The organism is Bradyrhizobium sp. 87, from assembly GCF_023073015.1.
Lineage (GTDB): Bacteria > Pseudomonadota > Alphaproteobacteria > Rhizobiales > Xanthobacteraceae > Bradyrhizobium > Bradyrhizobium canariense_D.
The window spans coordinates 130734-143920 of record NZ_JADPIQ010000048.1 but is presented as its reverse complement, the minus strand read 5'-3'; the positions used below and the strand labels follow the sequence as shown (position 1 = coordinate 143920).

The window sequence follows — 13187 nt, the reverse complement described above, 5'->3', positions numbered from 1 at the left end:
CAACGAATGAACGGCAATGGCAACGCAGAAAGTCTGCCGATATTGATTCGTTCCTACTAGTCTAACTGTCGCTGTTCTCGCCTCCGGCAATTCATGCGGATCCCCAACATCCTCGTGCCTTTGGCTCTGCTGGCCTTGCTGGCTGCGCCGCCGGTGTGCGCTCAGGTTTTTGGTTCGTCCGGAGCGGAGGGCGATCCGTTTCGCCGTCAGCAATGGCGCGTGCCGTCGCCGGATACCGACATCGCCGCTCATGCCCGGCTGTTTCGCCCGCCGGGTGCCGGCCCGTTCCGGCTTGCGGTGATCGCGCATGCTTCGACGCAAAATGGCTTGCGGCGCGCGCAAATGTCTCAGCCGGAATACCGCGCACTCACGGCATTCCTCATCGCGCGCGGCTTCGCCGTGCTGGTGCCCGAACGGCTCGGCCATGGTGCGACCGGTGGCCGCTATGTCGAGGACCAGGGTGGCTGCGACGAGGCGGACTACGTGCGCTCGGGCCGCGCAACGGCCGACGAAATCGCGCTCGCGCTGGACTATGTGCGAAAGCAGGATTTTATCCGCAAGGACGCCGCGATCGTGATCGGCCATTCCGCCGGCGGTTGGGGCGCGCTGGCGCTCGCGAATGCCGATCCGAAGGCGATCTCCGCCATCATCGCCATTGCGCCGGGCCGCGGCGGCCATGCCAATGACGAGCCGAACCGGATCTGCGCGCCGCATACGCTTCTCGCCGCGGCGGCTGAATTCGGCAAGGCCGCGCGCATCCCCATCACATGGCTCGTTGCCGCCAATGACAGCTACTTTGCACCGGCATTTTCGCTTGCGTTGGTCGATGCGTTTCGCGGCGGCGGTGGCAAGGTCGACTTCCGAACGACGCCGGCCGTCGGTAGCGAGGGCCACTGGATGATCGAAACCGAGGCAGGCGTCAAAGCCGCGAGTGCCGAGCTTGCGCGTGGGTTGAAGCCGGCGGCTGCCAAAAAGCCATGACGCCGTATTCCTGGTCACGCACCTGATATTGGACAATCGCTAATGCCCAAATGGCCCGACGATGACGTCATCCTGTTCGACGGCGTCTGCATCTTCTGCTCGCGCTGGGTCCGCTTCGTCGCCAAAAGGGACCCGGCGAAGCGGTTTCGCTTCACGCCGATTCAATCTGACTATGGCGCCCGGCTCGCGCGCACGTTCGGCATCGATCCCGCTGATCCCGACACCAATGCCGTGGTTCACGGCGGCGCGGTGTTCATGAAGTCGGACGCTGCGCTGACGGTGCTGTCGCAGCTCCCCGGCTGGGGCTGGGTGCGCGCGTTGTTCGCTGTGCCCAAGCCGCTACGGGACCCGCTCTACAATCTCGTCGCGCGCAACCGATACCGCATCTTCGGCAAGTATGATTCGTGCTTCGTACCGGATGCCGACTTGCGGGCGCGGGTGATCGAGTAGGACGTGGTCAGCGTTGGATTTTCTCTACAAGAGCCACAAATTCTTGCAGGTCCAAAAGGGCTCTTTGTTGAGTCGACTTGTACGTTTCGTGAAGCTTTTTTGGCAAGACAAGTTGCAACGATTTGGTGCGCATTTCGGATGTTTGATTTTCTGAAATTCCGGGCTCTAACGTCAAGAGATGCTTCGTCTTGATCCGGTTCGCTTCAGCTAACACTTGACGCCACCGATCCTTGCAGGTCGATTTTGCGCCGAGCATTACAAGGCGATTTTCTGAAAACGCTGACGAATTGTATTCCTTCGCCCCCGGGAACAGGAAATCCGGTCTATTGTTATTTTCGGTTCGCGCCCCTCTCTCGAACCTTAGCTTGCGGGCAGAAAAAATTGCAGCGAGATGATGCTCAAGAGCCGATCCGGCGCGCGACTTGCGGCGATTCTGGACGCTCAGCGAAAATTTGATGAAGCCTTCAACGTCAGCCTTCTTGCTGAGCATGAAACCGTCGGCCAGCCTTTTCGAGACAATGTGCCGCTCTAGGGTACGGAACAACCTTTCCTCAAATTCGATCCATGTCATGAGCGCGTGATCAGGATCGTCTCTAACACTCGTCTCGGGAGCATGCTTCCTAGCAAACTCAGAGAAGATGCCCGTTGCGGGGAATTCTGCACCAAATTTCTTTAGGAGCGCGTCGAGCCACTCATCCTCAGTAACGATAGCTTCGATTTCGATGAGCTCAAGAATATAGCGAGCCGTGAAAGAAAGTTCCTGACCGCGCTCTCGGCGAAAGTCTCGCTTATTGTCGTCGAAACGGTCTCCGGTTGCACGCAGACCGAATAGCGAAAAGAGTTGCTGCTCAATTGCGCTGCCCGCGGTGCAACTCATCGCAAGCAGTGGACCAGATTTTGGCTTGCAGAAAAACAGCGTGTCGCCAGCGCGCGCCTTCCGAACGACTTCTTCGGCAGCCGCCCGCAAAGAACAGCCGCCCATCGGTCGGTGCCGCCAGCACGGCGCGGTCACCGGCGTGGCCGGGCAGGGCGTGCGAGTAGGAGCCTCTCGCGAAGGGGTCGTGGGCCCAGCGCGACTCGTAGAGCGGCTTCAGCTTTCGCCTGATGTCGTTGCCGAGGAAGCCTGCGATCTCCTCGATGCTTTGGGCGGCAATGGCGCCGTCGCCCGCGTCTTCCAGTTCGCGTGCAAAGCTGCCGCCGAAAAAGCCTTCGATGCAGGGCTGGCCGAACGGGCGGATATGATAGGTGCCCATGTCAGTGCGCATCGTGGCGCCGCGCAAATTACCTTCCTTCGGGAAGGCTTCGGCATCGCCGAGCGCCAGCGTCACCTTGTCATCGACACCGAGCGGCAGGCCGGCCGCGGCGTCGACCTTGGCGGGGAGAGGTGGCGAGAAGCGGATCGCCTCATTGGCGATCAGATTGGTCGGCACGGTGACGATCACCTTGTCCGCGGTCAGCGTGCCCTGCGATGTCTCGATGCGGATGCGCTGGTCGGAATGATCGATCAGCGTGACGTTGCAGTTCAGCGCCACCGGGCATGGCGCGCCATAGGCCGCGATCAGCGCGCCGTAGCCGCGGCGGACGCGCCAGTTGAGGTCGCTGTCCTCATACGCGTCCCAGTCCAGCGTCGACATGTCCTTCAGTTCGCAGCCGTTGATGTAGGTCGAGATCGCGTCGATCATGGGATTCCAGCGATTGCCGGGCTCCAGGCTGAAGCTCGCGGGGACATCCTGGCCCTTCTGGGCGGTCTCCCACAGCCGCTGATAGAAGGCGTCCATGGCGTGCATGAAATCATCGCGCTCGGCTTTCGGAAACGCGTCGCCATAGGCGCGCTCGCGCCAGGGCGGGAGGTCCTTGTTGACCTCGAAATCGAGCTGCTTTGCAATCGCGACGAAGGAGTTGTTGTCCGCCGAATGCAGCCAACCGCAGCCGACGTCGAAGGTGACTTCGGGCGAGGCCTGCACCGTCCAGGCCCGGCCACCGAGCCGGTTACGCGCCTCGAGCACGATCACGGAGAGGCCGGAGCCTGCCAGCGCATGCGCCGCGCCGAGACCGGCGGCGCCCGCACCGATGATCGCGACGTCGACGGAGGAGGGGAGGGACATAGCGGTCAATTTCATCGTCATGCCCGGGCTTGTCCCGGGCATCCACGTCATTGACACCAGTATCGAAGACGTGGATGGCCGGGACAAGCCCGGCCATGACGCATTCGTCGTGTGTCCGAGTGGCCTTAAGCCACCGCTTCCTTGGATTTTTCCGCGCGCTTGCGCTCGTTCGGGTCGAGGTGCCGCTTGCGCAGGCGGATCGACTTCGGCGTGATCTCCACCAGCTCGTCGTCCTCGATATAGGCCAGCGCCTTTTCCAGCGTCATGCGGATCGGCGGGGTCAGGCGCACCGCTTCGTCCTTCGACGTGGTTCGGATGTTGGTGAGCTGCTTGCCCTTGAGCACGTTGATCTCGAGGTCGTTGTCGCGGGTATGCTCGCCGACGATCATGCCCTTGTAGACCTTCCAGCCCGGCTCGATCATCATCGGGCCGCGATCTTCCAGCTTGAACATGGCGTAAGCCACCGCTTCGCCCTGGTCGTTGGAGATCAGCACGCCGTTGCGGCGGCCCTGGATCTCGCCCTTGTACGGCGCGTAGCCGTGGAACAGACGGTTCATGATCGCGGTGCCGCGGGTATCGGTGAGCAGCTCGCCCTGGTAGCCGATCAGGCCGCGGGTCGGCGCGTAGAACACCAGCCGCAGACGGTTGCCGCCGGACGGCTTCATCTCGATCAGCTCGGACTTGCGCTCGCTCATCTTCTGCACGACGACACCGGAATGCTCCTCGTCGACGTCGATGACGACTTCCTCGATCGGCTCGAGGGTGGCGCCGGTGGCCTCGTCCTTCTGAAATACGACACGCGGACGCGACACCGAAAGCTCGAAGCCCTCGCGGCGCATGGTCTCGATCAGGATCGCGAGCTGCAATTCGCCACGGCCTGAAACTTCCATCGCGTCCTTGTCGGAGGCTTCGACGACCCGCAGCGCAACGTTGCCCTCGGACTCGCGCAGCAGGCGGTCGCGGATCATGCGGCTGGTGACCTTGTCGCCTTCGGTGCCGGCGAGCGGCGAGTTGTTGACGATGAAGGACATCGACACGGTCGGGGGGTCGATCGGCTGCGCCATCAGCGGGGTGTCGACCGACGGATCGCAGAAGGTGTCGGCGACGGTGCCCTTGGTCAGGCCGGCGATGGCGACGATGTCGCCTGCCTCGGCTTCGTCGAGAGGAGTGCGCTCGATGCCGCGGAAGGCGAGGATCTTGGTGATGCGGCCCTGCTCGATCGTCTTGCCGTCGGCGCCCAGCACCTTCACGGCCTGGTTCGGCTTGATCGAGCCTGAGGAAATACGGCCGGTGATGATGCGGCCGAGATAGGGGTTGGCTTCCAGAATGGTGCCGATCATGCGGAACGGGCCTTCCTCGACGGTCGGCGGCGCGACATGGCGCACGATCAGGTCGAACAGCGGCTGCATGCCGGCTTCCTGCGACCCGTCCGGGCTCTCGGCCATCCAGCCTTGCTTGGCCGACCCGTAGAGGATCGGGAAGTCGAGCTGCTCCTCGCTGGCGTCGAGCGCCGCGAACAGGTCGAACACCTCGTTGATGACTTCGGTTGCCCGCGCGTCGGGACGGTCAACCTTGTTGATCACGACGATCGGCTTCAAACCGACCTTGAGCGCCTTGGAGACCACGAATTTGGTCTGCGGCAGCGGCCCCTCGGCGGCGTCGACCAGCACCAGCGCGCCGTCCACCATGTTGAGGATGCGCTCGACCTCGCCGCCGAAATCGGCGTGGCCTGGGGTATCGACGATGTTGATGCGGGTGTCCTTCCACTGCACCGAGGCCGCCTTGGCCAGAATGGTGATGCCGCGCTCGCGCTCCAGATCGTTGGAGTCCATGGCGCGCTCAGTCACCTTCTGGTTCTCGCGATAGGTGCCGGATTGCTGGAGGAGGCGGTCGACCAGGGTCGTCTTGCCGTGGTCGACGTGGGCGATGATGGCGATGTTGCGAAGATTCATGAGTGGGCTTCTTTGCGGTCGGACAATGGGTTAAGCGCGATCTCGCCGGTCAGACCGGGACCTCTTCTCGAAACAACGCTTGAAGACTGGAAACGGGGCGCTTTCCGCCCAAAAGGGAAAGCCCGGCATATCGACCGGGCACCCTACGCGTTGCGGCGCAATATAGGCAAAAACCGCCAAAAAACAATGTGTTCTTTGGCCGTTGGTTGATTGAATTTTGTCCGGGAATTCCCGGGGGTTAGGCGAAAAGCCGGGCTCAGCCGCGCCGGCCCTTGATCGCGGCCCAGATCAGGGCGACCCCGCCCAGCCCCACGACCAGGCCTACGAACACCAGCGGTGCCACGTCGGAACCCATCCGGCCGCCCTCGATCACCGACATTCCGCCGAACAGCAATGCGCAGGCACCGGGTAGCAGCATGAGGATCCCGAAGATCGCCATGATCGCGGTCAGGCAGCCGCCGCGCTTGTTCGGCGGGGCAGGAGGCGGTCCCGGAGGGGCTGGCGGCGGCGTGTCGCTGATGCTCATGCCTGCAGGACTCCTGCGGTTGACTGCGCCGCCAGTTCGGCGCGGATGCCGTCGATCTTTCCGTTTCGGTAGAACAGATTGTAGGTGTCGAACGGGATGATCGCGCCGTTCTCGGTGACGAAATGGATGCAGCTGCGCTTGACGTTGCCGACGCAGAAATTGAAGCGATCGAGAAACTGCACGATGGTGACGCGGAATACGTTCTCGTACGTGATTCCCTGCGGCACCTCGAAGCTCGGCAGGCAGCACAGCAATTCGCAGACGCGCTCGCTCGTGTTCAGCGGTCCCGAGGACAGCGAGAACAGATCGATGAATTTCTCCCTCAGCGCCGGATGCTTCTCCGGGCTTATCGTATTGGGCAACAATGCGACGAGTTGCTCCTGCGGGATCAGCGAGGTCAGCGGCAGCACTTTCTTGCCGTTGCGCAGGCCGTAACCGATCGAGATGCTTTCGGGATTGCAGGGCAGCGGGATCATGTCCTTGTCGCCGAACACGCCGGTTTCGACCACGCGCTTGCGGATCTCCGACAGCATGATGCGATCGGTGTTCTTGTCGAAATTTTCGTTGCGGCCGGCGTCCTGCACCGGCTGCAGCGTGACGCCGCGAACGCACTTCCAGGTCAGCGCGTGGCGGACGATGTCGCCGATCTCGGCATCGTTGACACCGCGCTTGATGGTCGCCACCAGCGTGGTCGATACGCCGTAATGCTCGAGATTCTCCAGCGCCTGCTGACGGATCTTGCGCAAATCCGCGCCGCGCAGATTGATCAAAGCGTCGCGTTCGAGCGAGTCGAACTGGAGATAGACCTCGAGCCCGCGCTTGTTCTCGGCGAGCCGCGCCACGAAATCCTTTTCGCGGGCGATACGCAGGCCGTTGGTGTTGATCATGACATGGCGGATCGGGCGGGCGCGCACCGCATCGAGGATCGCGAAGAAGTCGGGATGCAGCGTCGGCTCGCCGCCGGAGATCTGCACCAAATCAGGCTCGCCCTCGCTCGCGACCAGCGCGTCCAGCATTCGCTCGACCTTGGCCAGCGGCGTGAAGCTGGTCCGCGCCGGCGAGGAATCGGCAAAGCACACCGGGCAGGTCAGATTGCAATGCTCGGTGATCTCGATCAGCGCGAGGCAGGAATGCTGCTCGTGGTCGGGGCACAGGCCGCAATCATAGGGGCAGCCGAATTCGGTATGCCGTTGAAAGGCCAGCGGCCGGTCGCCCGGCTTGATGAAATCCTTGCACAGGCGCCAATACGCGGCGTCCGTCGACACGAGCGTGGACTGGACGCCATGCTCCTTGCAGCGCTTCTCGTACCAAACCTCGTTGTCGAGGATCTGGATCTTGGCCGGCACCAGCTTCAGGCAGGTCTCGCAGAGAGATTGGGTCTGGCCCCAGAAGATATAGGGACGCGACTTACGCAACGGCGCGTTCATGCATGGGTCTCGCATTGGGCGCCCTCGCCAGCATGACGACGGCGTAGAGCAGGATGGACAGCGACAGCAGGTGAAACAGCGTGAAGGGGCCGATCAGCGTGCCGTAGGGCTTGAGGAATTCCCACAGGAAGCGCTGTGCTCCATAGTAGACGAGGACGAGGTAGAAACCATTGGTGATCACAAACGCGCTCCGGTTCAAGACCGCCACCACGTAGAGCAGCGCGAACACCCCCATCGCGGCGCTTTCGTAGAGCTGCACGGGATGGCGCGGGATGCCGTCGGCGAAATCATGGCCCCAGGGCCATGCCGTCGGCGTGCCGTAGGTGAAATCGTCGAGGCCCGCGAAAAAGCAGCCGAGCCGGCCGATCGCGATGCCGAGCGCCAGCGGCAGCGCAAAACGGGCGCCGGTTCGGACCGTGATCCCTGCGGACCATTTGTAGAGCTCGATCGCCAAGATGCCGCCGACCAGCGCTCCTTCCACGGAGCGCGCGATGCCGCTCTGGCCCGACAGCCACAGATTGGCGGAGCCGAACAGATAGGCGCCGAGCCCCGCGCCGAACACCAAAGCGGCGAGGTAGGACCGCTCAAAGGATTGCGCCGGAAACCGCAAGCCCTGTCGCGACAGCCCGTAGAGCGCCACGGCCGCGGTCAGCCACGCCGCGATGTCGAAGAGAGTGTGAAGGAAAGCCCCGCTCATGCGGGGACATTAGCCCAGGTTCCCCCGCGGCGGGATAGTGCGGCCGCTTCTTATCCCCGAAGAGGAGCGAGTCAGGCGGCTAGCCGGCCTGCCTCTCCTCGGTCGGATAGACGCCGCGCAGCACCTCCTCGAAGTGCATCTTCACGGCCTCGTTGCACAGGCAGGAGCGCAGGCGCAGGCCCTCGCGGTTGCGGACCAGGATCGATCCGCGTCGCGTGTCGAGCACGCCCTCCGCCTTGAACGACTGGAGCACGCGGCTGGCATAGCTGCGGCCGACGCCGAGCAGTGTCGCGAGTTGCTCGTGCGTCAGAGGCACGCTGCTCTCGTCGCCGGTCCGCTCCATAGCGGCCAGCATCCATTTGGCGGTGCGCTGCTCGATCGAGTGAATGGCGTTGCAGGCGGTGGACTGGAAGATCTGAGCCAGCATGCAGTCGGCGTAACGAGCGAAGACATGGCGCAACGAGGGCGAGCGCTGCTTGGCGGCCTCCAGCTTGCTGACGTGAATTCGCGCAAACGGCCCGCCGAATTTCACGCAGATCCGGGTATAGGCCGGCAGATAACCCTCGCTGACGATGCCGCCCACCGCGCCTTCGCGGCCGACCAGGATGGTCTCGACATCGCGGCCGTCCTCATTGGGAACGAGGAAGGTTGCAAGCGACGGTCCGCAGGGGAAGTGGACGACCTGGACGTCGTCGCCGGGGTTGTAGAGCAGCTCATTCGCTGCGGCGCTTTCGAGCATGACATGCGGCGCAAGCAGGGCGAAGTCGGCCGGGCTCAAGCGCCGCAGCAGATTGTTGGTCGGCCGGCTATCGATCTCGGTGGCGTTGCTGGTCCGCGCGTCCATCTTAAACTCCCATCCGCCTCCACATTTAGCGAGTTCCGACGAGGTCCTGTGTGCACAAGTAGACAGACCTAACAACTGTGATGTGGTGGTTTCGTTCCGGGAACCTCCGCGCCGGGTACAGGCGTCGTGACGCGGTATCCCAGTCAGAGAAACCTCATGCTCCAAGTTACGATGATGGCACCCGCTGTTTCCGATGGTTCAAACTGTCCCGCCGATGTGCTCATTGTCGAGGACGATCCGATCATCGCGATCGACTTCGAAGATCGCCTGCTCGGATTTGGCGTGAAGAGCGTCCGCACGGTACGTTCAGTGGCGCAGGCGCTGACCGCAATCGCGGCGCACGCCCCCGAATTCGCCTTGCTCGACGTCGGTTTGAGTCGCGAGAACAGCTTTGCGGTCGCCGAACGGCTCGCGGCGCTGAAAATTCCCTTTGTGTTCGTCACCGGCTACGGCGCTGACGCGCGCATCCCGCCCGAATTCGCCGGCCAGCCGCGATTGCAGAAGCCGTGTTCGAGCGACGCGCTGGAGGCGGCGCTCCAGGTCCGCGCGGCGAACTAGCGATACGGCGTCAGGCCGGCTTCGGATCGAGCGTGGTTGACCACAGCGCGACGTCGGCGCGGTCGCGCAAGGTCACCGTCATCTGGCCGGAAGCGCCGTCGATCTTGACGTGACCGAAGAACTGCATGCCGGCGGATGGCGGCAGGTTCTGGTTGTCTTTCCCGGGCGCCTTGACGAAACGCACCTCCGGCCCAAACGTATTGTCGAGCGCGTTCGGACCGAATGTGCCCGCGTGAAGCGGGCCCGACACGAACTCCCAGAACGGCTCGAAATCCTGGAATTGCGCCTTGTTCGGATCGTAATAATGCGCGGCCGCGTAATGCACGTCCGCCGTGAGCCACACGGTGTTGCTGACCGGCGCCATCTTGATGAAACGCAGGATGTCGGCGATCTCGAACTCGCGGCCGCGCACCGGGCCGTCGCCCTGCGCAATGGCTTCCGATCCCCCCTTCGGCGTGTCTGACACGACGAGGCTGAGCGGCATGTCGGAGGCGATCACTTTCCAGGTCGCGCGAGAATTCAACAGGCCGCGCTTGAGCCAGGCGATCTGGTCCGGGCCGAGGAAATAGCTGGCCGGGTCGTAAACGGTTTCGAGGTTGGGGCCGTTCGGGCCGCGATAGCTGCGCTCGTCGAGCACGAACACGTCGAGATGGGGACCATAGGAGATCTGGCGATAGACGCGGCCGGGCTCGACGATGCTCTCGCGCATCGGATACATCTCGTGGAAGGCACGGCTTGCGCGGGCCGCAAGCAGTGCGATGTCGCGCTCCTTGTAGGTCGCCGGCAGCTCCTTCGACAGCGACCAGTTGTTGGTCACCTCATGGTCGTCCCACTGCACGAAGATCGGCACTTCGGCATTGAAGGCGCGAAGATTGTCGTCGGTGAAATTGTATTTGTGCGCGGCGCGGTACTCGTCCAGCGTCTCGGCGACCTTGGCCTTCTCGGGAATCGTGACGTTCTTCCAGATCTTGCCGTCCGCGAGCTTCACCTCGGACTGGATAGGGCCGTCGGCATAGATGGTGTCACCGGAGTGCAGGAAGAAATCCGGACGGTGCTTGCGCATCGCCGAGAAGGTGAACATGCCGCCGTCATCAGGGTTGATGCCCCAGCCTTGTCCTGCGACGTCGCCGCCCCAGACGAAGCTGACGTCGCGACGGTCGGCGGGTGCGGTGCGGAAGCGGCCGGTCACCGGCTCGCCCTCCACCGCGGTGTGCGAAAGATCGCGGAAGCGGACGCGATAAAAAATGTCCTGTCCGCCCGGCAGGTTTTCGATCAGCATCTTCGCGGTGAAGTCGCTGTCGGGCAGCGCCGCGATCGGCGGCAGCGCGCGGGCATCCCTGAACGACTCCGTCGTCGCCACCTCGACCAGCATCTGTGCGGGCCGGTCGGTGCGCGCCCAGACCACGCCGCTGTCGACGGTGACGTCGCCCGACTGCACGCCATGGGTCACCGCCGGCCGGTCGGCCGCGCGGGAGAGATGGGGCATTGCGACCGCGCCGAGCGCGCCGGCGCTGGTCGTCAGGAAACGGCGGCGGGAGAATTTGATGTTCATGAAGACGGTCTCGATATCGCGTGAGGCGATCGCCCAGGGCGGTCGCCATGGTGAAGCAGACGCTATATTGAGACAATGTGACGCGGCGATAACGCGCGAGCGCTTACGCGTTGCCAGCGGCCCGGAATTGGGCACCGGCGCGCTGCAGGTTCTGCGGCAGGCTGAACAGCACCGCCTTGCGGTCGGCAACCGCCGCATGGAACTGGTCGAGCGCGATGTTGAAGGCGGTGAGCGCACCTTCCTCGATCGCGCCGTGGTCGTAGCAGCGCAGCGTATCGCGCAGGATCTCGTCGGCCTCGGTCTGCATCTGATCGAGATCTTCGGTCGTTTCGCTCTTTCGAGCGGCGGTGATCATGTCGAGCAGCCGCTCGCGCAGATGGCTGTTGTTGTCGCGCTCGTCCTTCTTCAGATAGCCCGCAAACCAGGCGCCGATCGAGCCCATGGCCGAGAGCGCCATCAGGGTCCACCAGATGTAATCGCTGTATCTGTCGAGGAAGGTCTTTTCTTCGCCGTCGACGAAAGCGGCGGCGCCGGGATGCACGGGAATCACCGCATCCTTGTCGGTGTCGGGCGTTTCGATCTTCGCCGCCAGCGGGAATTCCGTCACCAATTGCTGGCGTACGGAGAAAAGCTGGCGCGTGAACGCCGCGATGGTGGTTTCGGACACTGCTTTGCGCGCCACGATGTGGTGCGAGAAGCTGATGGTCTTGACCTCGTCATCGGGACGATCGGGCGAGCCGCCGTAAGTGCCCGCGGGAATCTCGGCCGCTTCATAGACCGGATGGTTCTGGGCGATCGCATCCGCGGAATCGATCGCGAGAAAGGTCGGCGTGCCGAAATCCTTGGTGGAAGCGGCGATCGCCTCCGCCGTGATCTTGCTGTTGACGGGACCGGCCGCGAGATAGGCATCAGCCCTCTGCGCCTTGATCGCTTCGACGGCTTCGGTTGCCGGGTATTGCACGATCTCGACCTTGGCGGGATCGACACCGTATTGCTGCAGGATCACCTTGAGCAAATTGACGTTGGCCTGGGTGCGGCCGACCACGCCGACCCGATGTCCGGCGAGCTGCGCGATCTTGGTGATCTTCGCGCCCTTCTTCTTGCCCTTGCCGGACACGGACCATAGCGCCACGACGTTCTTGCGCAGGGTCGCAACCGCTTGCGCGTTCTTCGGTACGTCGACGTCGCCGCGCACAATGGCAAGATCGGCCTTGCCTTCCGCGAGCAGATTGGCGCTGGCGGTGGCGCCGTCGGTCTGGATCGGGCGCAACCGCACAGAACTCTTATGCTGCGCGAAGGCCTGGGTCAGTGCCTGCACGACCTTGACGTCATCGCTGTTGGCGGGGCCGACCGCGATCTTCAGCGTCACCGGCCGCATGGCAAAGTAATAGCCGCCGGCGAGCGCGCCAACGATCGCGAGCACCAGCGCGAGAGTCACGAGCGCCGTCTTCCGCGCCGATGATCGCGGCGAGGGCGGGGTGGGCGCTTCGGCCAGGTCCAATCCCCCGGTCATCGATCTCCCGAACATTCGCTTGAGGCTCAGTTTCATCTTGGCCGGCGGTTTACGCCTGCAAGTGTAGCAAATTTCTTGTCCGGCAGGGTTACATCTCCGTCATGGTTAGCGGATGGGGTCCAATCCCGTATGAACCCGGGGCGTCAGTGCGGTGTTAGGGTAAAGTTCCCCTGAAAGGACGGAGGCGAGGATGACAGAACGGCTCTCGGCGGAGGCACGCAGGCAGGCGCTGGGCGAACTACCTGGCTGGACCGAGGCTCAAGGACGCGAGGCGATCGGGAAAACCTTTGTCTTCAAGGATTTCAACGAGGCGTTCGGCTTCATGACCCGCGCGGCACTGGTCGCCGAGAAGATGGACCACCACCCCGAATGGCGCAATGTCTACAAAACGGTGGAGGTGGTGCTGTCGACCCATGACGCCGGCGGCGTCACCGCGCTCGACATCGAGCTCGCCAAGGCGATGAACGCCATCGCCAAGCTGACACCAGGCTGACGTCTTGCAGGGGAAGGCCGCGTCCCCATCTTGTGATCAGCACGGGATGCGGCGATCTGCCACCCAGGCTGGAACGGGGAGTTTGTCGA

At 63.3% G+C, this 13187-nt stretch carries 13 protein-coding genes; 4 read left to right on the top strand and 9 right to left on the bottom strand.

The window, feature by feature from the left end; translation table 11 throughout:
• Positions 1-93 precede the first annotated feature (93 nt).
• Both IVB50_RS10270 and IVB50_RS10265 read left to right on the top strand, forming a co-directional pair.
• Positions 94-981 carry an alpha/beta fold hydrolase gene (locus IVB50_RS10270; protein WP_018459747.1) on the top strand — a complete coding sequence of 296 codons (888 nt, stop codon included), beginning with the start codon at positions 94-96 and terminating at the stop codon, positions 979-981.
• A gap of 42 nt (positions 982-1023) precedes the next feature.
• Positions 1024-1431, top strand: coding sequence for a thiol-disulfide oxidoreductase DCC family protein (locus tag IVB50_RS10265; RefSeq protein WP_018459748.1), 408 nt, complete (start codon positions 1024-1026; stop codon positions 1429-1431).
• Between the two features lie 7 nt (positions 1432-1438).
• Here IVB50_RS10265 and IVB50_RS10260 read toward each other — a convergent pair whose 3' ends face one another.
• The 7 genes from IVB50_RS10260 to IVB50_RS10230 all read right to left on the bottom strand — a co-directional run bounded on the left by IVB50_RS10260 (position 1439) and on the right by IVB50_RS10230 (position 8982).
• On the bottom strand, positions 1439-2308 hold the full coding sequence (locus IVB50_RS10260; RefSeq protein WP_247295798.1) for a type II restriction endonuclease: 870 nt from the start codon (positions 2306-2308) through the stop codon (positions 1439-1441).
• Complete coding sequence (locus IVB50_RS10255) at positions 2280-3536, bottom strand: NAD(P)/FAD-dependent oxidoreductase (RefSeq protein WP_247295989.1); 1257 nt, start codon at positions 3534-3536, stop codon at positions 2280-2282. The genes IVB50_RS10260 and IVB50_RS10255 overlap by 29 nt, the downstream gene beginning before the upstream one ends.
• 125 nt (positions 3537-3661) lie before the next feature.
• Positions 3662-5488 (bottom strand): translational GTPase TypA, encoded by a 1827-nt coding sequence (gene typA / locus IVB50_RS10250; protein WP_247295796.1) that lies wholly within the window; start codon positions 5486-5488, stop codon positions 3662-3664.
• A 256-nt stretch (positions 5489-5744) separates the two neighbouring features.
• Positions 5745-6014 carry a hypothetical protein gene (locus IVB50_RS10245; protein WP_018459752.1) on the bottom strand — a complete coding sequence of 90 codons (270 nt, stop codon included), beginning with the start codon at positions 6012-6014 and terminating at the stop codon, positions 5745-5747.
• The gene (locus tag IVB50_RS10240; RefSeq protein ID WP_018459753.1) at positions 6011-7441 is read right to left on the bottom strand and encodes a radical SAM protein; all 1431 of its coding nucleotides are present in this window, start codon (positions 7439-7441) and stop codon (positions 6011-6013) included. Before IVB50_RS10240 ends, IVB50_RS10245 begins: the two co-directional genes overlap by 4 nt.
• Positions 7422-8138, bottom strand: coding sequence for a prolipoprotein diacylglyceryl transferase family protein (locus tag IVB50_RS10235; protein ID WP_247295794.1), 717 nt, complete (start codon positions 8136-8138; stop codon positions 7422-7424). The genes IVB50_RS10240 and IVB50_RS10235 overlap by 20 nt, the downstream gene beginning before the upstream one ends.
• A 79-nt stretch (positions 8139-8217) precedes the next feature.
• Positions 8218-8982, bottom strand: a complete 765-nt coding sequence (locus IVB50_RS10230) for a Crp/Fnr family transcriptional regulator (protein WP_018459755.1) — start codon at positions 8980-8982, stop codon at positions 8218-8220.
• 156 nt (positions 8983-9138) lie between these two features.
• Here IVB50_RS10230 and IVB50_RS10225 point away from each other — a divergent pair, with 156 nt between their 5' ends.
• Entirely contained in the window at positions 9139-9540 is a 402-nt protein-coding gene (locus IVB50_RS10225) for a response regulator (protein WP_247295792.1), read from the top strand.
• 10 nt (positions 9541-9550) lie between these two features.
• Here the strand turns inward: IVB50_RS10225 and IVB50_RS10220 are convergent, their stop codons facing one another.
• Positions 9551-11092 carry an alkaline phosphatase D family protein gene (locus tag IVB50_RS10220; protein WP_018459757.1) on the bottom strand — a complete coding sequence of 514 codons (1542 nt, stop codon included), beginning with the start codon at positions 11090-11092 and terminating at the stop codon, positions 9551-9553.
• Between the two features lie 103 nt (positions 11093-11195).
• Positions 11196-12641 (bottom strand): TAXI family TRAP transporter solute-binding subunit, encoded by a 1446-nt coding sequence (locus IVB50_RS10215; protein WP_018459758.1) that lies wholly within the window; start codon positions 12639-12641, stop codon positions 11196-11198.
• A gap of 154 nt (positions 12642-12795) precedes the next feature.
• On the opposite strand from IVB50_RS10215, the gene IVB50_RS10210 reads away from it, so the two are divergent.
• Positions 12796-13098 (top strand): 4a-hydroxytetrahydrobiopterin dehydratase, encoded by a 303-nt coding sequence (locus IVB50_RS10210; RefSeq protein WP_018459759.1) that lies wholly within the window; start codon positions 12796-12798, stop codon positions 13096-13098.
• Positions 13099-13187 lie beyond the last annotated feature (89 nt).

Excerpts from the sequence above, each read along its gene's own strand:
- IVB50_RS10235 (WP_247295794.1), bottom strand. The coding sequence starts at position 8,138 with ATGAGCGGGGCTTTCCTTCACACTCTCTTCGACATCGCGGCGTGGCTG.
- IVB50_RS10270 (WP_018459747.1), top strand. The coding sequence starts at position 94 with ATGCGGATCCCCAACATCCTCGTGCCTTTGGCTCTGCTGGCCTTGCTG.
- IVB50_RS10265 (WP_018459748.1), top strand. The coding sequence starts at position 1,024 with ATGCCCAAATGGCCCGACGATGACGTCATCCTGTTCGACGGCGTCTGC.
- IVB50_RS10215 (WP_018459758.1), bottom strand. The coding sequence starts at position 12,641 with ATGAAACTGAGCCTCAAGCGAATGTTCGGGAGATCGATGACCGGGGGA.
- typA (WP_247295796.1), bottom strand. The coding sequence starts at position 5,488 with ATGAATCTTCGCAACATCGCCATCATCGCCCACGTCGACCACGGCAAG.
- IVB50_RS10230 (WP_018459755.1), bottom strand. The coding sequence starts at position 8,982 with ATGGACGCGCGGACCAGCAACGCCACCGAGATCGATAGCCGGCCGACC.
- IVB50_RS10225 (WP_247295792.1), top strand. The coding sequence starts at position 9,139 with ATGCTCCAAGTTACGATGATGGCACCCGCTGTTTCCGATGGTTCAAAC.
- IVB50_RS10240 (WP_018459753.1), bottom strand. The coding sequence starts at position 7,441 with ATGAACGCGCCGTTGCGTAAGTCGCGTCCCTATATCTTCTGGGGCCAG.
- IVB50_RS10210 (WP_018459759.1), top strand. The coding sequence starts at position 12,796 with ATGACAGAACGGCTCTCGGCGGAGGCACGCAGGCAGGCGCTGGGCGAA.
- IVB50_RS10255 (WP_247295989.1), bottom strand. The coding sequence starts at position 3,536 with ATGTCCCTCCCCTCCTCCGTCGACGTCGCGATCATCGGTGCGGGCGCC.
- IVB50_RS10220 (WP_018459757.1), bottom strand. The coding sequence starts at position 11,092 with ATGAACATCAAATTCTCCCGCCGCCGTTTCCTGACGACCAGCGCCGGC.
- IVB50_RS10245 (WP_018459752.1), bottom strand. The coding sequence starts at position 6,014 with ATGAGCATCAGCGACACGCCGCCGCCAGCCCCTCCGGGACCGCCTCCT.
- IVB50_RS10260 (WP_247295798.1), bottom strand. The coding sequence starts at position 2,308 with ATGAGTTGCACCGCGGGCAGCGCAATTGAGCAGCAACTCTTTTCGCTA.